General features: G+C 45.3%; 15 protein-coding genes and 2 pseudogenes. 10 read left to right on the top strand and 7 right to left on the bottom strand.

All coding sequences use genetic code 11. The annotated features are described in order from the left end of the window. Window positions 1–251: 251 nt before the first annotated feature. A pseudogene (gene priA, locus BLO31_RS19005) lies at window positions 252–2,451 on the bottom strand (primosomal protein N'). Between the two features lie 318 nt (window positions 2,452–2,769). On the opposite strand from priA, the gene rpmE reads away from it, so the two are divergent. After that, on the top strand, window positions 2,770–2,988 hold the full coding sequence (gene rpmE / locus BLO31_RS19000) for a 50S ribosomal protein L31 (RefSeq protein ID WP_070970520.1): 219 nt from the start codon (window positions 2,770–2,772) through the stop codon (window positions 2,986–2,988). Window positions 2,989–3,200: 212 nt separating this feature from the next. Next, the gene (locus tag BLO31_RS18995) at window positions 3,201–4,475 is read left to right on the top strand and encodes a malic enzyme-like NAD(P)-binding protein (protein WP_070970518.1); all 1,275 of its coding nucleotides are present in this window, start codon (window positions 3,201–3,203) and stop codon (window positions 4,473–4,475) included. 81 nt (window positions 4,476–4,556) lie between these two features. Here the strand turns inward: BLO31_RS18995 and katG are convergent. Together katG and metJ are read right to left on the bottom strand one after the other, a co-directional pair. Continuing rightward, window positions 4,557–6,729: pseudogene (gene katG, locus BLO31_RS18990) on the bottom strand (catalase/peroxidase HPI). Window positions 6,730–7,118: 389 nt separating this feature from the next. Continuing rightward, window positions 7,119–7,436 (bottom strand): met regulon transcriptional regulator MetJ, encoded by a 318-nt coding sequence (metJ, locus tag BLO31_RS18985; protein WP_070970515.1) that lies wholly within the window; start codon window positions 7,434–7,436, stop codon window positions 7,119–7,121. Between the two features lie 209 nt (window positions 7,437–7,645). On the opposite strand from metJ, the gene BLO31_RS18980 reads away from it, so the two are divergent. The 3 genes from BLO31_RS18980 (at window position 7,646) to metF (ending at window position 12,338) form a co-directional block, all read left to right on the top strand. Beyond that, window positions 7,646–8,812, top strand: coding sequence for an O-succinylhomoserine (thiol)-lyase (locus BLO31_RS18980; RefSeq protein ID WP_070970512.1), 1,167 nt, complete (start codon window positions 7,646–7,648; stop codon window positions 8,810–8,812). A gap of 2 nt (window positions 8,813–8,814) precedes the next feature. Next, window positions 8,815–11,226: a bifunctional aspartate kinase/homoserine dehydrogenase II gene (locus BLO31_RS18975; RefSeq protein WP_070970510.1), complete on the top strand. Its 2,412-nt coding sequence runs from the start codon at window positions 8,815–8,817 to the stop codon at window positions 11,224–11,226. Window positions 11,227–11,447: 221 nt separating this feature from the next. Beyond that, complete coding sequence (gene metF, locus BLO31_RS18970; RefSeq protein ID WP_070970507.1) at window positions 11,448–12,338, top strand: methylenetetrahydrofolate reductase; 891 nt, start codon at window positions 11,448–11,450, stop codon at window positions 12,336–12,338. Window positions 12,339–12,416: 78 nt separating this feature from the next. On the opposite strand, the gene zapB is transcribed toward metF, so the two are convergent. Then, a complete protein-coding gene (gene zapB, locus BLO31_RS18965; RefSeq protein WP_070970504.1) occupies window positions 12,417–12,659 on the bottom strand; it encodes a cell division protein ZapB in 243 nt (80 codons plus the stop codon). Between the two features lie 259 nt (window positions 12,660–12,918). On the opposite strand from zapB, the gene glpX reads away from it, so the two are divergent. From glpX to BLO31_RS18950, 3 genes are all read left to right on the top strand, one after another. Further along, window positions 12,919–13,926 (top strand): class II fructose-bisphosphatase, encoded by a 1,008-nt coding sequence (gene glpX, locus BLO31_RS18960; protein ID WP_070970502.1) that lies wholly within the window; start codon window positions 12,919–12,921, stop codon window positions 13,924–13,926. Window positions 13,927–14,060: 134 nt separating this feature from the next. Beyond that, window positions 14,061–14,363 (top strand): PTS fructose transporter subunit IIB, encoded by a 303-nt coding sequence (locus tag BLO31_RS18955; protein WP_070970643.1) that lies wholly within the window; start codon window positions 14,061–14,063, stop codon window positions 14,361–14,363. Continuing rightward, window positions 14,360–15,145 carry a PTS sugar transporter subunit IIA gene (locus tag BLO31_RS18950; RefSeq protein WP_070970499.1) on the top strand — a complete coding sequence of 262 codons (786 nt, stop codon included), beginning with the start codon at window positions 14,360–14,362 and terminating at the stop codon, window positions 15,143–15,145. Before BLO31_RS18955 ends, BLO31_RS18950 begins: the two co-directional genes overlap by 4 nt. Here BLO31_RS18950 and BLO31_RS18945 read toward each other — a convergent pair. Then, on the bottom strand, window positions 15,130–15,960 hold the full coding sequence (locus BLO31_RS18945; protein WP_070970640.1) for a helix-turn-helix transcriptional regulator: 831 nt from the start codon (window positions 15,958–15,960) through the stop codon (window positions 15,130–15,132). The two genes, BLO31_RS18950 and BLO31_RS18945, sit on opposite strands and share 16 nt — an antisense overlap. A gap of 331 nt (window positions 15,961–16,291) precedes the next feature. Between BLO31_RS18945 and BLO31_RS18940 the strand changes: the two genes are divergently transcribed. Next, a complete protein-coding gene (locus BLO31_RS18940) occupies window positions 16,292–18,196 on the top strand; it encodes a fructose-specific PTS transporter subunit EIIC (protein WP_070970497.1) in 1,905 nt (634 codons plus the stop codon). A gap of 115 nt (window positions 18,197–18,311) precedes the next feature. Further along, window positions 18,312–19,511: a mannose-6-phosphate isomerase, class I gene (gene manA, locus BLO31_RS18935; RefSeq protein WP_070970495.1), complete on the top strand. Its 1,200-nt coding sequence runs from the start codon at window positions 18,312–18,314 to the stop codon at window positions 19,509–19,511. Window positions 19,512–19,583: 72 nt separating this feature from the next. Here manA and BLO31_RS18930 read toward each other — a convergent pair whose 3' ends face one another. Continuing rightward, complete coding sequence (locus BLO31_RS18930; protein WP_070970493.1) at window positions 19,584–21,023, bottom strand: phosphomannomutase; 1,440 nt, start codon at window positions 21,021–21,023, stop codon at window positions 19,584–19,586. Continuing rightward, window positions 21,010–22,425 (bottom strand): mannose-1-phosphate guanylyltransferase/mannose-6-phosphate isomerase, encoded by a 1,416-nt coding sequence (locus BLO31_RS18925; RefSeq protein ID WP_070970490.1) that lies wholly within the window; start codon window positions 22,423–22,425, stop codon window positions 21,010–21,012. The genes BLO31_RS18930 and BLO31_RS18925 overlap by 14 nt, the downstream gene beginning before the upstream one ends. Window positions 22,426–22,570 lie beyond the last annotated feature (145 nt).

The following is a 22,570-nucleotide window of genomic DNA, read 5'->3' as shown; positions in this document are numbered from 1 at the left end:
TTAACCTTGTTGAATAGCTGCGGTGGGTTAAGCCCACTCTATTATCGCTGGCCTCGCCAGCGCAAACGATTACCCAAAAATAAAACTCAGACCGATAATCAACTGAGTTCTTAGTTTATTCATTTCGAAACATAATGTTACGGGCAGATTAACAAAATTTGTAGCGCAAGTGCGATTTTAATCACAATTTAATGAAATTACGTAGCAAAAGCTGAGTATGCCAAAGTTTACAGCCGGATATTCTTTGTACCCTAGCTGAGGTCTTGTGGGTCTATATCTAGTGACCAGCGTACTTTTTTGGCTGTTGGCAACATTTCAATGGCCGGTTTTGCGCTGTGCAATAGCTTCTGCATCAGAGGTCGACTCTGAGCTTGCAGTAGCAACTGCCATCGATGTTTACCCGCGCGCTTAGCCAAAGGAGCAGGTGTCGGTCCTAAAACCATGCACGCATCATCAAACAGTGGATGGGACTCTAGGGTATGTCGAACTTGTCTGAGAAACTCTTCGACCAAATCACTATGGTTGGCTTCGGCTCTAAACAGCGTCAAAAAGCTAAAAGGCGGTAGAAAAGCCATTTTGCGTTCTAGCAATGCGGTACGAGCGAACTCTCCATAACCTTTGGTCAACAGCGATTGTAATAAGCTGTGGTCAGGATGGTGGGTTTGTAATAACACCTCTCCTTGTTTACTTGCTCGTCCAGCACGACCCGCGACTTGGATAAAAAGCTGCGCCAAGCGCTCCGACGCTCTAAAGTCGCTGCTGTACAACGAGCCATCAACATCCAGTAACCCCACTAAGGTAACATCGGGAAAGTGATGTCCCTTTGCTAGCATCTGCGTACCGATCAAGATCTGGTACTCTCCGCGCCGGATGGCTTTGAGAGACTCTTCTAGTGTGCCTTTTCGTCGGGTGCTATCACGATCAATTCGAATGGCCTTAAACTCAGGGAATAGTTGATTTAACTGTTCTTCCAACTGCTCGGTGCCCACACCTACCGTGACGAGTTGCGTCGAACCACACCCTTCACATTGGTGCACCACTGGCTTTTGCGAGCCACAATGATGGCAGCGCATCTCGTTGCTGTGGTGATGGTAGGTGTAGTATGCATCGCAGCGTTGACATTCGGCTATCCAACCGCATTCGTGACACATCAACGCTGGTGAAAAACCTCTTCGGTTGAGAAACAGCATCACTTGATTACCCGCCTTCAAATGGCGACGCATTTCGGCGATAAGTGGAGCGGATAAGCCCGCTTCTAAATAAAGCCCTTTTACATCTAAAGCTCTATTCTTTGTTGGCGATGCCTGTCCCGCTCTTTCGGTCAGCGTCAAGTGGTGGTATTTCCCACTCAAGGCATTTTGCAATGTCTCTAATGCAGGGGTAGCCGATCCCAACACTACTGGTATATTCGCCTTACTCGCTCTCATTACCGCCACATCTCTGGCGTGATAGCGGAGACTATCTTGCTGCTTGTATGACGCATCGTGTTCTTCATCGACAATGATAATGCCGAGGTTTTTAAAAGGGGTCAGCAGTGCAGAACGCGTGCCTATCACAATGCCCGCTTCTTTGTCGCGAGCGCTGAGCCAAGCATTCAGCCTCTCCGTCTCATTCAATCCTGAGTGGATCACCTCAATGGGAACTTGAAAGCGCTTTTTAAAGCGATTGATGGTTTGCGGTGTTAGGCCAATTTCTGGTACCAGAACAAGCGCTTGTTTACCTTGTTCTAATACGGGTTTGATTAAATTTAAGTAGACCTCTGTTTTTCCTGAGCCAGTGACACCTTCAAGTAGATAACAGCCAAAACCTTGCGCGCTGTTTACTGTAGCGATCGCGACTGCTTGCTCCTCGTTGAGTTTCGGCTTGTGGTCGTCGGTTTCAACTTCTTTTGGCCAAGCCTTAACGGCTTTCTTGTGTTCTTGGGATGCTATCCAGCCTTTATCTTCGAGAGTGTTAAGGACGGTGCGGCTTACCTCCGCATCTAACATCACCTGATGCGATGCCGCCCCCCCTCTAAAATTTTCATCACCTGAGCCTGTTTTACTGCTCTACCAAAACCTTGCATCAACTGATCACGTCCCAACGGGGTCAATTGCCACTCTAACGTAGATTGAAATTCGGCTGGCTTGCCTTTGCGCAGCGCTGTCGGCATGGCATTGGCAAAGGTCTCCCCCAAGGGGTAAAGGTAAAATTTGCTACACCACGTCAGTAGCTCATAAACACTTTGTGGCCACAGTGGTGTGAGATCTATAACGCCTTTAATAGCCTTGAGTTGGGCGGAGCTAAACTCTGATGACTCAGCGAACTGCACAACAATACCCACCAGCGTTTGTCGCCCGAAGGGCACGCTGACTCGCCCCCCACAACGGGAAAAAGGTGATTGGGAATCAAATAGTCAAACTGTTTATCCAGTGGCACGGGAAGCGCCACACGGGCTATCTTGGGTCGCATACAGCGCAAATCATCGCAATATCAGAAACTAAAAACAGTCTACTGTATCCCCGCGACTAAATACAGGCTACTCATATCGTATCGCGAACTTAGCTACTCGTTGGTTTTAAGTGAGAAAACAGTGCTGAAAAAAGTAGCAGTATTATTCGAAAATAGGTTGATCAGGGGCTCGGTATTCTTTACTATATCGCGCCTCAGAGATATGGCTTGGTAGATTTTTAATCAGCTAGCGGTATCCTGACTATACTATTTATTTAACTACGTGTGGTGTCCGGCTAAGATTCGGATAGCGACGCGGCCTGATTAGAGGTTTTCCCCATGAAAGCTGGTATCCACCCAGAATACAAAGCAGTAAATGCTACTTGTTCTTGCGGCAACTCTTTCGAGTTTCTGTCTACTTTGACTAAAGAATCTATCCACCTAGACGTATGTGACAAATGTCACCCATTCTACACTGGTAAGCAACGTATCGTTGATACTGGTGGTCGTGTTGATCGCTTCAACAAGCGTTTCGGTGCTCTATCTAGCAAGAAGTAATTTTTGCACGGATAGTAAAAGGGCGCACAAGCGCCCTTTTTTGATCTTCCCAATCTCTTTTTCCACCTTTCTATTCTCTTTCTCTGGTCTTATCAGTCACTAATGACCTGTATTTCACTGAGCTGAGTCGCATTCCCACCTATGCAGCTTGACATTCTTCATTTAGAATTAAAGACCCTATTCCAATCAAGACTATAACGAGAATCAGCCATATGTCAGACGACAACCAGCAACCCAACTCCCCAGAAGAAGAGTTTCGCCAACGCGCTCTTGATTACCACGCTTTACCCACTGCAGGAAAAATTTCAGTAGAACTAAGCAAACCGGCAGAAACCGCCGAGCACCTCGCCTTAGCGTATAGCCCAGGTGTCGCTGAACCTGTTCGCGAAATTGCTCAAGATCCAGATAACGCTTATAAGTACACGGCTAAAGGTAACATGGTTGCCGTGATCTCAAACGGTACTGCTATTTTAGGCTTAGGTAATCTTGGCCCTCTGGCTTCTAAGCCTGTAATGGAAGGTAAAGCACTTCTTTTTAAACGTTTTGCTGGCCTTGATTCTATTGATATTGAAGTAAAACACCGCACCATTGATGAGTTTGTTGATACGGTGGCTAACATCGCCGACACCTTTGGCGGTATTAACCTTGAAGATATCAAAGCACCTGATTGTTTTGAAATTGAACAGCGCTTAATTGAGCGATGTGATGTGCCAGTGTTCCACGACGATCAGCACGGGACAGCCATCGTTACTGCTGCGGGTATGCTTAATGCAATTGAACTGCAAGGCAAGTGCTTGTCTGAAGCGACGATTGTCTGTTTAGGTGCTGGCGCTGCTGCGGTTGCTTGTATGGAGCTGTTGATCAAATGTGGTGCGATGCGTGAACGCATTTACATGCTTGACCGCAAAGGCGTGATTCATACTCGCCGCGATGACTTAAACGAGTACAAAAAGTTGTTTGCCAACAATACGGATAAACGCACCCTAGAAGATGTGATTGAAGGTGCTGACCTATTCCTTGGCGTCTCTGGCCCTAACTTACTTCCTGCGGAAGCATTAAAGCTGATGGCGGATAAGCCGATTGTTTTTGCTTGTTCCAACCCTGATCCTGAGATCAAACCAGAGCTTGCACACCAAGTTCGTGACGACTTGATAATGGGTACGGGCCGAAGTGACTACCCTAACCAAGTCAACAATGTGCTTTGTTTCCCATTTATTTTCCGCGGGGCGCTTGATGTTCGTGCCAGTGAAATCAACGATGAAATGAAGCTTGCCGCTGTCGACGCAATTCGCCAGCTAGCGAAAGAATCTGTCCCTGCAGAAGTTCTCTCTGCTGCGGGCGTAGATAAGCTGGAGTATGGTTCAGATTACATTATCCCGAAACCTATGGACCCACGCTTGTTGCCGCGCGTTGCAAAAGCCGTTGCACAAGCGGCCGTGGATTCTGGCGTCGCCCGAATTGAAATGCCAGAAAACTACATGCAGTAATAAAAACGAGTCGTAAGGCTCGACCCGCTTCGCTGTAGCCCCTTAACGCGCTTTACTTTTAAGGGGCTCATCAATCCAATATCATTCTAGATCGAAGCGATCCGCATTCATTATTTTTCCCCACACAGCAACAAAGTCTTCGACAAATTTTACTTGATTATCATCCTGCGCATAAACTTCAGCGTACGCCCTTAAAATGGAATTAGAACCAAAAACAAGATCGACTCTTGTCGCTGTCCATTTAACTTCACCACTAGAGCGAACCACGATATTGTATAAATTACTGCCTACTGGCTGCCACTGATACTTCATGTCAGTGAGCACAACAAAAAAATCATTGCTTAAGGTACCAACGTCATCGGTAAATACTCCATGATCAGTAGCGTCATAATTAGTACCAAGTGCTCTCATGCCACCGATTAGCACTGTCATTTCTGGCGCAGTCAAGCCTAATAGCTGGGCGCGATCGAGTAATAGCTCTTCAGGTGATACAGCATATTCTTGCTTTTGCCAATTTCTAAACCCATCCGCAAGTGGCTCTAATACCGCAAACGAGCTCTCATCAGTCTCCGCTTGAGTCGCATCCCCACGACCGGGAAAGAAAGGCACCTCAATGTCTACATTTACGGCTTTAGCGGCCATTTCGACCCCAAGATTCCCCGCCAACACAATCACATCAGCAACACTCGCGCCTGATTCCAATGCGATGCCTTCAAGAACAGTAAGAACCTTATCAAGCCTTTTCGGCTCATTACCCATCCAGCTTCTTTGGGGCTCTAGGCGAATACGGGCGCCATTTGCCCCCCCTCTCTTATCCGATTGCCTGAACGTACGAGCACTGTCCCAAGCCGTAGATACCATTTCGCTAATAGTCAGCTCACTCTGCGCAATTTTCTGCTTAACCTTACCAATATCATATTCAGTCTTTCTCGTTGATATCGGGTCTTGCCAAATCATCGACTCCTCAGGAACATCAGGCCAATGTAACGAGTTTTGGGGCCTAGATCGCGGTGAGTCAACTTGAACCAAGCGTGAGCAAAGGTGTGAGCAAAGTAATCGGGGTCGTTTAAAAAGCGTTCGGATATTTTGCGATAATGGGGATCTATTTTTAGAGCCATATCCGCATCCGTCATTATTAATTCTCCCTTTAGTGACGCCTCTTCTACGTCGACGGGTTTGTCAACTTCATCGACACTGATGGGCTGCCACTGCCACGCACCAGCAGGACTTCTTTTTAACTCCCAGTCATAGGCAAAAAGTAAGCGGAAGAAATCGCCGTCCCACTGCACGGGATTGGTTGTCCACGCTCCCTCAAGGCCACTGGTCACTGTGTCTCGCCCAACGCCTCGTGACTGATGGTTTTGCCAACCAGGCCTTGTTCAATGAGATCAGCCCCTTCAGGCTCTCGACCCTGATGGGAAGGATTTCCATTGCCATGCGCTTTTCCTACCGTATGTCCACCCGCAGTCAAAGCCACCGTTTCCTCATCATTCATCCCCATGCGGCTAAACGTTGTCCGCATATCTTGAGCCGTTTTTAGTGGGTCTGGAGTGCCGTCAACACCTTCCGGGTTTACATAGATCAACCCCATCATGACCGCTGCTAATGGATTTTCCAGATCTCTACCACCACTATAGCGACTCTGGTCTCCACCACTTGGGGCCAACCATTGCTGCTCACTTCCCCAATAAATATCTTTTTCTGACTGCCAGATATCTTCGCGGCCAAACGAAAATCCAACTGTTTTCAATCCCATAGTTTCATAGGCGACGTTACCCGCTAAAATCATTAAGTCCGCCCAGCTGATGCAGTTACCATATTTCTTTTTGATCGGCCACAACAGACGACGTGCTTTATCGAGGTTGGCGTTATCAGGCCAAGAATTAAGAGGAGCAAAGCGTTGATTTCCAGTATTTGCCCCTCCTCGACCATCACCGATGCGGTAGGTACCAGCAGAGTGCCATGCCATACGGATCATCAATCCGCCATAGTGTCCCCAGTCTGCTGGCCACCATTCTTGGCTATTCGTCATAAGCGTTGCGAGATCTTTTTTTAGTGCATCTACTTCGAGTTTCTGAACTTCGTACCGGTAGTTAAAATCGGTACTCATCGGGGTTGTTTTGGTATCGTGGAGATGAAGTATGTCGAGATTGAGTAATTTTGGCCACCAGACCGGATTTGAGTCATTCGCAACATGGCTAACACTGAACATCACCGGGCATTGCTTACTCTCGTTTTCTGTTTTCTGTTTCATTCGTTTTCTTCCTTGTTGGAATAGGCCTAAATCGACAGTTCTTTAAGTTGTAGCAGCAAAAAAAATTAAGGTTGAAAATGAAGCGAATTTTTATACAACGAATTTATGATGCCTAACTCTTAATCGCGTACTCATCATCCATGGTGGGTGGGTAAAAGGTACTGATTACAAGAGTTGCAACTTAGATAGACTCTGAAAATAGCAATTTGAAAAACACATCTGATAGATACTATTTTTAGGCCGTGGGCGAGAGTGCATTAATGAGGAATGCTATTGATAACGGGTGCTAGCTTTATCTAGTATCCGTGGACAAGAAAAATGAAATAGAGAAATGTCAGCTATTTGAGTAAAAGGTTGGCTCGTGCCAACTTTTTTTGTTTGCTCTTTATTTATTCATCAAACGATTCAAACTCTATACCCATTTCCGTCATGATCTTTTTCACTTCTGCGGGTAAATCATCGGGGCGATCCTTACGCAAATCCTCGTCGGTAGGAAGAGGTTGTCCAGTGTAAGCGTGAAGAAATGCTTCACATAGAAGTTCGCTGTTTGTCGCGTGGCGCAAGTTATTAATTTGGCGGCGGGTACGCTCGTCTGTAAGTACTTTAAGTACTTTCAGTGGAATAGATACGGTAATTTTCTTTACCTGCTCGCTTTTCTTTCCATGTTCGGCGTAAGGGCTTATATATTCGCCGTTCCAATCTGCCATTGCACACCTTCATTATATTTGTCTGTAAAAGTAACAACCACCGATTTTAGCGGGATTTAAGTCTATAAGCAAAGACATATAGACGTCTAGAAGTGTTGACGTCTTCAAAAATGAGAAGTAAAGTGTGTTAACAAGAAGGGAATAACATATAGCTATCTAGTTATAGACCACCCCGCATAATGAGTCACTACGTGCGAAAGGAATTTGTTATGAGCACTCGCAAGCCGGCTACTATAGCTGTAAGAACTGGTATTGAATCCGACACACAACACCACGCTGTTGTTCCTCCTATTTATCTCTCTACTAACTATGGATTCCCTGCCTTTGGTGAAGTGCCCAACTACGACTACACTCGTTCCGGTAACCCAAACCGCGGCTTGTTAGAGAAAGCTCTATTTGAACTCGAATCAGGTAAAGGGGCGGTAGTAACTAACTGCGGCACCTCTGCTCTCAACCTTTGGGTCTCTGCTTTTCTTGGCCCAGACGATTTAATTGTAGCGCCCCATGACTGTTATGGCGGTACTTACCGGCTGTTTAATACTCGCTCCCAAAAAGGTGACTTCAAGGTTGATTTCGTTGACCAATCCGACGATCAAGCCCTTGCTCAAGCGTTAGCAAAAAAACCAAAACTCATTCTGCTGGAAACCCCTTCTAACCCTCTAGTGCGTGTCGTCGATATTGAAAAAGTGTGTCGATTGGCAAAGCAAGTTGGGGCTTTAGTCGCTGTTGATAACACCTTTTTGACACCTGTTTTTCAGAAACCTCTAGAACTTGGTGCGGATTTCGTTATTCATTCGACAACTAAGTACATTAATGGCCATTCGGATGTTATTGGTGGTGTGGTCATCACCAAAACCGAAGAACACGCTGAAGAGCTAGGCTGGTGGGGCAACTGTATTGGCGCGACGGGTACGCCTTTCGACAGCTATATGACTCTGCGCGGGATACGTACTCTTGGTGCTCGTATGCGCGTTCACGAAGAGAGTGCCAATAAGATCCTCGGCTTCCTTCAACAAGAGGAACTGGTCGGTAAGATTTATCACCCTAGCCTGCCTGAGCACCCAGGCCACGACATTGCTAAAAAACAACAAACCGGATTTGGCTCTATGCTGAGTTTCGAGTTTGCTGGCAGCTTTGAGCAACTCAAGCATTTTGCTAGCGTACTAGATCTCTTCTCTCTCGCCGAATCGCTGGGTGGTGTAGAGAGCTTAATATGTCATCCGGCATCTATGACTCACCGTGCAATGGGTGAAGCAGCATTAGAAGAAGCTGGTGTCTCTCAGCAGTTACTTCGCTTATCCGTCGGCTTAGAAGATGCTGATGACTTAATTGAAGATTTACAACAGGCATTTCAAAGCGCCAAGGAGAATGGCTAGTCATGACTACGGCAAAACAACTGCACAAATTTGGTGGTAGCAGCTTAGCGGACCCAGAGTGTTACCAACGTGTTGTCTCCATTCTAAAAGAGTATTCAAACAGTGAAGACCTTATTGTGGTTTCTGCCGCGGGTAAAACGACCAATAATTTGATCGCTTTTACTGAGGAGCTCAATAAAGATGGTCGACTCGCCCATGAGACACTTCAATCTTTGCGTCAGTTTCAATCTCAGCTAATTGAATCTCTTCTCGAAGGAGAAGCTCAAACGTCTTTACTTACTTATCTCAATGATGAAATTAGTACGCTAGGTGAGCTCTCAGCTCCATTGAGCGAAGCGCAGTATGCCACTGTACTTGGACATGGTGAAGTGTGGTCTTCTCGCCTTCTCGCTGCTCTTTTGTCCCAAAACGATTTACCTGCAGTTGCTCAGGATTCCAGAGCTTTTTTGCGAGCGGAACGCGGTACACAGCCTGAAGTTGATAGAGGAGTGTCTTACCCTCTTGTTAAAGAAACCCTAGCTCAACACGCTCACCACCGAGTAGTTGTGACTGGTTTTATGGCGCAAAACGACGCTGGTGAGACGGTTCTTTTGGGCCGAAATGGTTCTGACTACTCTGCCACTGTTATTGGTGCTTTGGCCGATGTTAGCAAGGTGACCATTTGGAGTGATGTGGCTGGTGTCTATAGTGCCGACCCAAGACTCGTGTCTGATGCCTGTTTGCTTCCGCTGCTTCGTCTTGATGAAGCGAATGAGCTTGCAAGACTGGCGGCTCCTGTACTGCATAGTCGAACCCTTCAACCTGTCGCGCAAAGTGCCATGGATCTGCATTTGCGCTGTAGTTACGAGCCAGAATCTGGATCGACCAGAATTGAACGTGTCTTGGCTTCTGGCCGTGGGGCCAAAATTATATCTTCTCTTGATGAAGTGTTAATTATCCAACTGAGATTTAACGCCGGCCATGATTTCGAGCGTATCCAACACGATGTGTTATCTGGATTAAAACGCGCTCAATTAGAACCATTGGCGTTTGACTCTCAACCCGACCAAGCGTGCTTACTACTCGCCTACACTGAAGAGATCGCCAACGGTGCATTGAGCTACCTGCAAGATGCAGCCATTGAAGCGGAAATCAAGCTCAAGGAAGGTTACTCCTTGCTAGCAGCGGTGGGGGCGGGTGTTACTAAAAATGCCAACCACTGCTACGGATTTTATCAGCAGTTGAAGTCTTCCCCGGTGGAGTTTATCTGCGAAGCAACGTCAGGCCTAAGCTTGGTAGCCATCACTCGTAAGGCTGATACCAAGCCTTTGGTTAAATCTATACACAGTCAGCTGTTCCAAGCGCAAAAGCGTGTCGCCATTGCGTTGTGTGGTAAAGGGAACATCGGCACCATGTGGCTTGAGCTTTTTGCCGAACAAAAAGTAGAGCTGGAAAAACGTCGAGGGATGAACTTTGAGCTAGTTGCCGTTGTGGACAGTCAAACCTACCTGTTTGATGAACATGGATTAGATGCCGCCCAAGTAGAAGCGCGTTTTGATGATGAGGCGACCCCTTACCAAGAGGGCGAATGGATCCCTAAACTCGGCGCGATTCAAGGCTACGACGACCTAGTTGTTTTGGATGTCACGGCTAGTAAAGAGCTGGCGGAGAAGTATCTTGATATCGCTCATCAAGGGATGCACCTGATCTCAGCTAACAAGGTCGCGGGTTCTGCGGCTGGCGAATACTATCATCAAGTAAAAGATGCCTTTGCCAAGATCAACCGCCATTGGTTATACAATGCCACTGTCGGCGCTGGGCTTCCGATAAACCATACCGTTAGAGACCTTCGCGAAAGTGGCGATGACATTATTGCCCTTTCTGGTATTTTCTCGGGTACTCTCTCTTGGTTATTCCAGCAATTTGACGGCAGTGTCCCCTTTGCAGAGCTGGTCGATTTAGCGTGGCAGCAAGGCTTAACCGAACCGGATCCAAGATGTGACCTCGATGGATCAGATGTTATGCGTAAGCTGGTCATCCTAGCTCGCGAATCTGGCTTAGAAATTGAGCCTGAAAATGTCAAAGTTGAAAGTTTGGTGCCAGAGTCACTGACCTCAATCAGCCTTGATGACTTCCTTGATAAAGCGCACCTACTAAGCGAGTTACTGGCAGAACGTTTAGAAAAAGCGCAACGCGAAGAGAAAGTTCTGCGCTACGTCGCAAGACTTGGAAAAGATGGTACGGCAACCGTAGGCATTGAAGCTCTTTCTAAAGAACACGCTTTAGCCAACCTCCTACCTTGTGACAACATCTTCGCCATTGAAAGTAAATGGTATAAAGACAACCCACTCGTCATTCGCGGACCTGGGGCTGGCCGTGAGGTTACTGCTGGGGCTATTCAGTCAGACTTAAACCTTCTTTCGAGCTTAATCTAGTTAGCGGGCTAATTATCTCTATTAAAGGCGGTAATACAAACCGCCTTTTCTCTTCTTTGTTCCTCTCCTTGAGTTATTCTCATTGTTAAGTTGAAAAAAATTCATAATCAGATTATTGACTTTAAATCGTATTCATTACATTCTTTGGACATATAGACGTCTATACGTCAATTGCACATTTGGAAGTTGATCGATCCTCTACGGATCATATGGAGAGTAAGATGGGATATACACACGCTGGTCATATCGACGCACTAAATCAGAACATTGCTGAGCTGTCGGATAACATCAATGTTTCTTTTGAGTTTTTTCCACCAAGCAGTGAAAAGATGGAAGAGACCCTTTGGAACTCTGTTCATCGCCTGAAGACTCTTCAACCTAAATTTGTATCAGTGACATACGGTGCAAACTCTGGCGAACGCGATCGCACTCATTCCATCATCAAAGAAATTAAGGACCAAACCGGCCTTGTTGCTGCTCCTCACCTAACTTGTATCGATGCGAGCCGCGATGAGCTTATTCAGATTGCCGATGACTACTGGAACAACGGTATTGAGAGTATTGTCGCATTGCGCGGTGATATTCCACCGGGTGGTGGTAAACCTGACATGTACGCGTCTGATCTTGTTGAATTACTAAAATCTCGCCACGATTTCGATATCTCTGTTGCCGCGTTCCCTGAAGTGCACCCTGAAGCGAAAAGTGCGCAAGCAGACCTTATTAACCTAAAACGCAAAGTGGATGCAGGTGCAAATCGCGCCATTACTCAGTTCTTCTTTGACGTGGAATGCTACTTGCGATTTCGTGACCGTTGTGTGGCAGCCGGTATCGATGTAGAAATTGTTCCGGGCATTCTGCCTGTATCAAACTTCAAGCAAGCTTCTCGCTTTTCCGCAATGAACAACGTGAAAGTTCCAGGTTGGATGGCCAAGCAGTTTGAAGGCCTTGACGATGACCCGACAACTCGCCAGTTAGTTGGTGCTAGCCAAGCGATTGATATGGTACGTGTCTTAAGCCGTGAAGGGGTTAAAGACTTCCACTTCTACACTTTAAACCGTGCAGAAATGACTTACGCGCTTTGCCATACTTTGGGAGTTCGTCCTACGGCCTAAGCCAGAAAACTTCTTTGTGCAAAAGAGAAAGCCAACCCTAAGGTTGGCTTTCTCGTCTGTTTCGCTGGGAATAAAGAACTACTCCACTTCGTCCATTTTACCCAGTAGATTGCGAATGCGATCTTGCCAAGCGGCATGCTCTTGTTGCATCTGCTGAGCTTTTTGCTCAAGCTCTTCGCGATTAGCGCGTAGTTCATTCGCTTCGCTCGCTAACTTCTCTTTTTCTTCTTTTAGTTCTTCCACTTCCATTTGCAGCAAAGCAATTGTATCTACTGCAGTCTGAATTTTCGCTTCTAGTTGTTCTAATACTTCAAAAGACATCTCTTAGCCTACCTTTGGTTGATTTCTAGCTATGGACACCATTCTACAAAGGCTATCGCATAGACTCACGCTCTATATTGTCTATTTTGCGTCATTTGCTTAAAAAAGCGACTTATCTTGACACTCTCTTTACTTTACCGCGTCTTGTCCCTTTAACAACACCACTGTTGATCTTAAACAAGCAAAAAAGCAAACGTTTCCTTTGCGATATGCTAAAATCGCCGCGTTTTCCCTTCAACCCCAAATTACCGGAGTCATCATGAAACGCGACTTAGCAATGGCATTTTCTCGAGTTACTGAAGGTGCTGCACTAGCAGGCTACAAATGGTTAGGACGTGGCGATAAAAACGCTGCCGACGGCGCAGCGGTAGAAGTGATGCGCAGCCTACTCAACAAGACCGATATCAGCGGTGAAATTGTTATTGGCGAAGGCGAAATCGATGATGCACCTATGCTGTATATTGGTGAAAATGTAGGTATTGGCGGTGACGAAGTCGATATCGCCGTCGACCCAATCGAAGGCACGCGTATGACGGCTATGGGTCAATCCAATGCCCTTGCTGTTCTAGCCGCTGGCGAAAAGGGAAGTTTTCTTAAAGCCCCTGACATGTACATGGAAAAACTGGTTGTCGGTCCAGGTGCAAAAGGCTGTATTGACCTGCACAAGCCTCTTGAAGAAAACCTTAAAAACATCGCCGCTGCGCTGAACAAAACGCTTGATACCTTAGTCGTGATCACTCTTGCAAAACCTAGACACGATGAAGTTATTGCTCAAATGCAAGCTATGGGCGTTCGCGTATTTGCCGTGCCGGATGGTGATGTGGCCGCTTCGATTCTAACGTGCATGCCGGACAGCGAAGTTGACGTGATGTACTGCGTAGGAGGCGCTCCAGAGGGCGTTGTATCCGCTGCAGTGATTCGTGCACTAGATGGTGATATGCACGGCCGCTTGCTTCCTCGTCATGAAGTCAAAGGTGACACCGAAGAGAACCGAATTTTTGGCAACGCTGAACTAGAGCGCTGTAAAGAGATGGGTGTAAAAGCCAACGTCGTCCTTAAAATGGAAGACATGGCTCGTAGTGACAATGTGGTTTTCTCTGCAACGGGTATTACCAAAGGTGATTTACTGGAAGGTATCCACCGCCAAGGCAATATCGCGACGACTGAGACGCTTCTCATCCGTGGTCGCTGCCGCACGATTCGTCGTATTCAATCGACTCACTACCTCGAGCGCAAAGATCCAGAAGTGCGCGACATTATTTTGTAGCATCCTTCTGTTTAGCCGCGGCTTATCCACTTATCACTAAAGTCTGCGTGCCTGCACAAATTTATGCGTCGATGCTCCCATCGGCGCATAGTTTGATTACAATCTCGCTATCTACAACTCTTCTTTCCGATGCTATGAAAATAATTGCTGTCACTGCTTGCCCTACCGGTATTGCTCACACTTACATGGCCGCAGATGCACTGCGCAAAGAGGCCCAAAGACAGGGCATCAATATCAAGATTGAAACACAAGGAGCAATGGGAATTGAAAATGCCCTCAGCGCTTCAGACATTGCCGGTTGTGATTTGGTTTTAATTGTTTCCGATATTGATATTGAACAAAGTGAGAGATTTGTACACTGCAAACGCCTATTTGCGACGATAGAAGAGACACTTACTAATGTTTCCTCGGTGATTCAACGCTGCTTGAACGCATGATTAGCGGACGTGTCACCTTCACTCTACGCCAGCAAGGTGTGCCCAGTTGGCAGCTCAACGAGCTTAAAAAACTATGTGAAATGTTTCGCTCTGTGGTCATATGGAATAATATCACCAGAGGGAAAAATGCTAACTTAGAGAAAACTCTCGCCATTATGAGCGTGCAAAATTGTCAAAATGACTTATGTCAGTTGGCGATTGAGGGGTTAGACGCCGAGTTAGCCTGTATGGTTATTACCGAGTATATATCCCAGCATTTTCTCTTGATTTCAACTACTCACAACAGCAAAAAACTGGCAGAGTACACTCTCAGTCAGCAAGAACACCTCAATGCCCCAATAGCGGTCAATTGGCACTATCTAGAGAGCCAGTCCTTGCTAAGTAAAATCGATGTTTTAGCTCTTGCCGCAAAGAGCATAAGCCCCAAAAACCAGCACCAACTATTGTGCGCACTAGAAAAACGGGAAAATCTGAGTTCCACTTACCTTGGCGAAGGGTTGGCGCTCCCTCATATCATGCACGAAACCGTAAAAACGGTGACCATTGCCTTCATGCACTTGGAAAAAGGGACAACGTGGACACTGGATAAACCCGATGTAAACACCGTACTCGTCATCCTAATACCCAATACAAAACAAAGGGATATACTTTTGCCAGTTACCCGTTTGACGCGCTGGTTACTGTCTGCCAGCAATCAACGTTTACTTGCTGATAACTTTGACCCATTTACTCTAAAAATCATCATTAGTCATATCTTCCGCTGTTATCAGCCTGAATGTTGACCTCGATAGTCTGACGGTGTCATTCCGGTTCTTGACTTAAACACGCGAAAAAAGTAATTCACATCTTGATAGCCACATCGATTTGCTACTTCGGTCAAGCGGAAGTCATAGCGTTTTAGCATAAACTTAGCTCTGTCCATTCGCACCCAAGTAATGTAATCGGCCATTGTCATATGCCCTTGCTGACGAAACATCCGTGATAGATGGTTGGGTGAAATATTAAAACGTTGAGCGATACTGGTACGCGATATAGGGCGATGAAAGTTCTCTTGTATATAGATACAAATACCTTGGTAGAGATCTTCACTTCGCTTTTTACTGTCGTATTCTGGCTGGCTTAGCAGTTGCTTACTGTAACTCAACAACGCTGCTAGCAAGTGCTCATCCATGGGTTTTTTATTCGGTTCTCGAGCTAATGCATTTAGGGACTCCAGTATATGATCGATAGCATGACCGGTTCGAGTCTGTACACTGTGTTTGCGCACATCAAAAAAACCCTGTGCGCCTTTTTCTTTGCTCACTAAGCTAAAGCCCAGCTGTCTTCGACCAAACAGTAAACTCAGTACCGAACAGGACTCATTCCAATCCGGCTTATTCCAACAATTGGGGGGAACATAAAGGGCATCCCCAGCATGAATGCTTACGCGAGCAACACCGTGTTCTCCGTCTTCAATCTCATTAACATAAGTTCCGGCGACAACCAGTTCCAATCTGGGGAAGTTAACCTGATAACTAAATGCCGGCGGTGTATGTTGATCACCCCCAAACCAGATGCGCTGAAAATGTTCTCTTTCAGTCAATAACACATCCAGCATGTTTTCAAACGTCGTATGTGGTTTTAGAGAATTCAATGTGGTAACACCCCCAAACAATCGGTTACACCAGTCCAACTAAAAGCTTATCACCCTCCTAATAACAACACAAAAACAGTTCCAATTATCACTGTAAGCATTTGTTTTTAATAAACTTATAGATAACATTGTGACGTTTTGCACATTAGTTATAAGCAAGATCAAGATCACGAATAAAATCAGAGGTTACAATAATCCAGTAAATGTCTCTTCTCTGCTCTATCAGCACTTCACAAGTGTGTTCAAAATATACCCAAGCTTAAAAACAAAAATCATAACTGCAGGGGTGCAAACTATGATCACATCCATTATTAATAAAGGTCTGATTCAGCTAGACCTTAAAGCAACCAGCAAAGAAGAAGTCTTTGCTGAACTGACTCAACTTCTCGCAAAGCAAGGCAAAGTAAATGATGCTCAGCAGTTTTTAACTGACATCAAAACGCGTGAGTCCCTTGGTAATACGGGATTTGAGGGCGGCGTCGCTCTTCCACATGCTAAGAGTTCGGCTGTCGTGGAACCTGCTGTGGCTATCGGTATTAGTCGTTCTGGCATTGAGTACGGTGCAGAAGACGGACTGGACTCTAAGCTGTTCTTTATGATCGCTTCTCCCGCTGGTGGCGACGACCATCATATTGAAGTATTGGCCGAGCTTTCTTCAAAGCTTATTGAAGAGGGGTTTATTGATGCTTTCCTCGCTTGCGAAACGTCAGAAGAAGCTTTAGAGCTACTGCTACTAAAAAAAGAAACAAGTGATATCAATCCTGAGCAGAACAAGGGGCTTATCATCGGAGTAACGGGTTGCCCTGCTGGTGTCGCCCACACTTACTTAGCGGCTGAAGCCCTTGAGAAAGGAGCATGCGAGCTCGGTTACCAAGTGAAAGTCGAGACCAATGGCTCTATCGGCGTCAAAAACAGCCCCACGGCGGATGAGATTGCCAATGCCGATGCCATCATCGTGGCCTGTGACAAGCAAGTTGATATGGCTAGCTTCGCTGGAAAGCGTCTAATCGAAACTGGGGTAAAAGCCCCCATAAAGGACGCAAAATCGCTTATTGAGCAAGCGTTGGTGGCTCCAAAGTTTGTCGCTGACAGCAGTGGCACACCTAGCCCATCATCCACCAGTAAAGCGTCTCAAGCGCGTTCCGATTTATACCGCTATTTGATGAATGGGGTTTCTCATATGATCCCATTCGTTGTGACTGGCGGTTTGCTAATCGCACTTGCACTCGCCATTGGCGGCGAACCCAGCGGAGCTGGTATGGCCATTCCCGATGGGAGCATGTGGAATCAAGTGCTCAATGTTGGTGTGGTAGCCTTCACCCTTATGATCCCTATTTTAGCAGGTTATATTGCCTATGCTATTGGTGATCGCCCTGCCCTCGCTCCCGGCTTAATCGGAGGCTGGATTGCCAACAATGGCTCTTTCTACGGTGCAGAAGCGGGAACTGGATTTATTGGTGCTATCGTCGCTGGCCTATTAGTCGGTTACTTTATTCGCTGGCTAACCAGCATCAACTTCCATAAATTTATTCAACCTTTGGTGCCTATTATGATTGCACCAATTACCGGCTCCCTGTTCATTTCTAGCTTGTTTATCTTTGTCATCGGCGCGCCTATTGCCAGCCTGATGGACAGCTTAAATGCAATGTTGACTGCAATGAGCACTGGTAACGTCATTCTTCTGGGTATTGTTCTTGGTGGTATGGCTGGCTTTGATATGGGTGGCCCATTTAACAAAGTGGCTTTCCTATTTTCAGTCGGCATGATCGCCAGCGGACAAACTCAGTTCATGGGTGCAATGGCTTGTGCTATCCCAGTCGCTCCTTTGGGTATGGCATTAGCTACTGTATTGGGCCGCAAACTGGATCTGTTTGAGGGCTCAGAAATCGAAGCGGGTAAAGCTTCCGGTGCAATGGGCTTAGTAGGCATTTCAGAAGGTGCAATTCCTTTTGCCGCCCAAGACCCAATGTCGGTAATCCCTGCCAACGTCCTAGGCTCTATGGTGGCAGCGGTAATGGCTTTCTCATTCGGTATCACAAACAGTGTCGCACATGGTGGTCCTGTAGTTGCTCTGCTAGGTGCGATGAACAAACCGCTTCTTGCTCTGTTCTGCATGGCGGCAGGTGCAGTCGTCACCGCCTTGGTCTGCGTCACACTTAAGAAGATCCGTCAGGCAAAAGCTATACAAGCCGCTGCCTAACATTCCCCCTAAGTTGGTCGCTCTGGTAAAATAAAGTCGACCAACCCTAATAATACAAGGAGCTTTGGGCTCCTTGTATGTTTTCATTTAGTTCGCTTTTGCTGGTAATTTCACAATGTCAGAACAATATAATAAGACCTGTTTACTTCCTATGCACAACGTCATTCAAGACTATGCGTGGGGAAGTCGCACGTCTGTTTCTCAGCTATTTGGATTTGCTAACGATAACCAACAACCTCAAGCAGAAGTGTGGATGGGGGCTCACCCGAACGGTTGTTCCCACGTTGAAGTCGCCGGTGAGTCACTGTTGCTAAGTGATTTTATTGCCTATGATCCGCAAAAAGTTTTAGCCAACGCTTATCACGCGTTTGGTGAACTACCGTATCTTTTCAAAATTCTGGCGGCGGAAAAAGCACTTTCCATACAGGTTCATCCAAGTAAAACTCAAGCGGAAGAAGGTTTTGCACGAGAAGAGAAAGCCGGGATTGAGTTAAAGGCGTTCGATCGAAATTACAAAGATCCAAACCACAAACCTGAATTAGTTTATGCTCTCACTTCTTATCAGGCGATGAATGGGTTTCGCAATTTTGAAGAAATCATCACCCTATTTAAAAAGTTGAACAGCAGAGCCCTAGCGCCTCTTGTCACTCAATTTCAAGCATCACCTGACAGCGCCGGATTAGAGCAGTTCTTTTCTGCTCTACTCTCTCTTGAACAACAAGTCCGAAAGACAGCGGTTGATGAGTTATTAGATTTTGCCAGTCGGAATACAGACGAGGAAATATGGCGATTAATCTTAGAGTTAGCGGAACAGTATCCAGGTGACATTGGCCTATTCTGTCCATTAATGCTCAACGTACTCACTCTAAACCCCGGCGAAGCCATGTACCTAGACGCGCAAACACCTCACGCTTATATAAAAGGGACAGGCCTTGAGATAATGGCCAATTCAGACAACGTATTAAGAGCGGGCTTAACACCAAAGTATATGGATGTTAAGGAGTTAGTTAAGTGTACTCGATTTGAACCCAAGCTATTTGATAGCCTACTCATCACCCCTGAAGTCCACAACAATGTACAAAGTTACTTCGTACCGATTAAAGACTTTAAGTTTTCAGTGATAAATGGTGCTCAAAGCTTACATATAGATTCAACGAGTGCCGATATTTTACTCGCCATAGATAGTGACGTTTTGATTAGCCATAAAAATGGTGAGCAGTTAACTATCTCAAAGGGCCAATCGGTATTTATACCAGCCTATGCTGATGGATATCTTGTATCATCCGAGGGCCGAGTCGCTAGAGCCTATTATTAAGTTACAGAAAAATAGGTGTCACTAGCAACTTCATTGTGACACCTAAATTTGGGGGAAAGGTCAAGGTATGTTCTAGATTTTGTTATTTTTTATAGCATTTAAAACACTTAAAACTAGACTATCAGCACCTTCTTGGGTGTTTGATTCGGCATAACACCTTAGCTCTGGAGCATTGCCCGATGTACGTAAGTGAATAATTTCATCATTATTCAGTATTAATCGCACTCCATCTGTAACGTCTACACCATTAACACAAATCCCATTAATAGAGTTTGGTAGTGCTTTTAAAGCGATTTCTGGTGATTTTCGAACCTTCTCTAACAGAGATAAGCCTTCACTGGTAGGGTAATTTTGTAAGCGGTCACTCGACGTAAATCTATCAGGTAAACTTTCAACCAAATCAATGATGCTTCTTCCATTTAAGTTTGCTAGCACAGCAATCACGGGAAGAATAGCGTCCCTAGTAGGCAACCCAGATATTACTGAACCATTGATGTTTAAATCACTTCCTAGCAAATAACCACCATTGGCTTCAAAACCTCCAACTGAATTAAAAACAGGCTTTAGAGTATTGATCCCTTCAATGACATAAGGAGAACCAATTTTGGTTTTTTCTACCGTTGAAAAACTTGCGATATGATCAATCGATGTGTTGCTATTTACTGGCACGACTACCGCCTCGATATCCAAAGCCATCGATGCCAGCAACCCTAAAGTATCTCCTCTCAAATACTTACCTGTTTCGTCTGAAAGTAATGGCCGGTCACCATCCCCATCAGTAGAGAACACATAGTCTAATTTATAGTGATTTAACCATTTTTGAGCCTGTAGGTTATCACTCGGAGATACAGCCTCAGTATCGATTGGTACGAAATGGTCACTGCGGCCTAAACTAACTGTTTCTGCACCCAGTGCTTCAAATATACGGCTATATACGTCTCTACCAGAACTTGAGTGTTCATAGATACCTATTTTTAGCCCTTTTAACAGGGATGATTCATACGGTTTAGTATAGCGTTCAATATATCTATCAATTGCAATAGTGGAAGTTGTAGGTAATTCAAAGTCGTCAATTCGAACCAGTGGCTCATGCACTGAAAGTATCTCCAACTCATCGTTTTTGGAAATCTCACCGTCAGGTTTGTAAAATTTAAGCCCATTGCGGTCAAAAGGTATATGGCTTCCGGTAACCATAATGGCAGGAATCGCCTCACTCATCGAATAATGAGCTAATGCAGGCGTCGGTAGTACCCCAAAATATTCAATTTCAAAACCAAGCCCTGAAGCGGCTGATGCACAGCTTTCAGCCATTTTGCAACTACTAGGTCGGTTATCAACACCTATAGCAAGACGCCCTATACCTTTGAATTTTTTTAAAAAAGACACGGTAAATGCCGCACATGCGTCTTCAGTAAACTGTTCAACAAGCCCGCGAGCGCCACTAGTTCCGAACAGCACCCCACTACTCGCGATTACATCATTAGTAAAAGTATCTATATTAATTTTTCCCATGAGAACTACCTAACCGAACTATATCGTCTTCTTCAATGTAGACTCCCGATTGAACCTCAATAATTTTTAAAGGTATTTTCCCCGGATTTTCTAATGAATGAACGACACCAGCAGGAATATATGTCGACTGATTAGAAGTTAAGAATTGAGCTTTATCCGCAATTTTTATTTTGGCAATTCCAGAGACAACAATCCAGTGCTCCGCACGATGATGATGAAGTTGAGTAGACAGCTTTGCTTTTGCATTGACGGTAATTCGATTTACCTTATAAAGCTCGCCTTCATCGATAACATCAACTTTCCCCCATGGTCTACATTCAGTTCGATGTTTTAGCCACTCATCACGATCCGCATCTTTTAAGATATCCACAATACCTTTAATGCTTTGTACATCTGAGTGCTTTGCAACCAACGTTGCATCTGGGGTATCCACGATAACGCAATCATCAAGGCCAAGTGCCGCAATTAGTCTCCCATCAGTACGAATGTAAGAGTTTAGGCAGTTGTGTACTATTGCGTTATTACTGACTACATTGCCGTTCATATCTTTTTCAGATATTTCCCACAACTGCTCCCAGCCACCAACATCATTCCAGCCACAATCCATAGGAACTACAATAGCATTGTCTGTATGTTCCATCACAGCATAATCAATTGAATCAGAAGGACACTTTGAAAAACTATTCTTACACACTCTTAAAAAGTCAAAGTCTTCTTGCGAGTGTTGCATCGACTTTTGACAATGGTAGTAAATATCTGGTCGATGCTTTTTGAGTTCATCCAGGTAGACACTTGCTTTAAAAAGAAACATACCACTGTTCCAATAATAGCTACCTTCGTCAAGATAATGTTTGGCTGTCTTTTTATTTGGCTTTTCCACAAACTTATCTACGAGAAAAGCATTCTGGGAAACACGCTTACCCGACTTAATATATCCATAACCAGTTTCCGGTTTACTTGGAGTGATTCCAAAGGTAACTAAATTACCCTCCAAAGCATGTGGTATAGAACTTTCCACTGCGCGACAAAAGCTATCTTCATCTTCAATCAAATGGTCAGCGGCTAAAACAAGAATCAGATCGTCATCTTTCGAGCAGGAATCATTTAGTTTATAGAAAGAAGCTAAAGCTACAGCTGGAGCCGTATTCTTTCCTTCCGGTTCAAGTATAATCCCACCATTTTCCAAACTTTCGGAACGAAGCTGTTCTGCAACAGTAAATCGATGCTCTTCGGCACAAATAACTATTGGCTCAACGTTCGTCAGCTGGCCAGTGCGTAAAACCGTTGACTGCAACATTGTTTTATCACCAAACAAAGTTAGAAACTGCTTGGGCAATATCTGGCGAGACATCGGCCAAAGTCTGGAACCAGACCCACCGGCCATTATTACTGGGGTTACCATATTATTACTTTAAACATATTGAAAATAAAAAGTTAGAAGAATAGTAAACATTATAAAACCTGAATAACCAATCAGATAAAAGCGAATAGTGGGTTCAATAAGACCTAACTGAACTAGAAGCTTTTATCTAGAAAAATACTAAAAT

It is taken from the genome of Vibrio sonorensis (assembly GCF_001854765.1).
GTDB classification, from domain to species: Bacteria; Pseudomonadota; Gammaproteobacteria; order Enterobacterales; family Vibrionaceae; genus Vibrio; species Vibrio sonorensis.
This window is presented reverse-complemented; position numbering and strand designations above follow the sequence as displayed.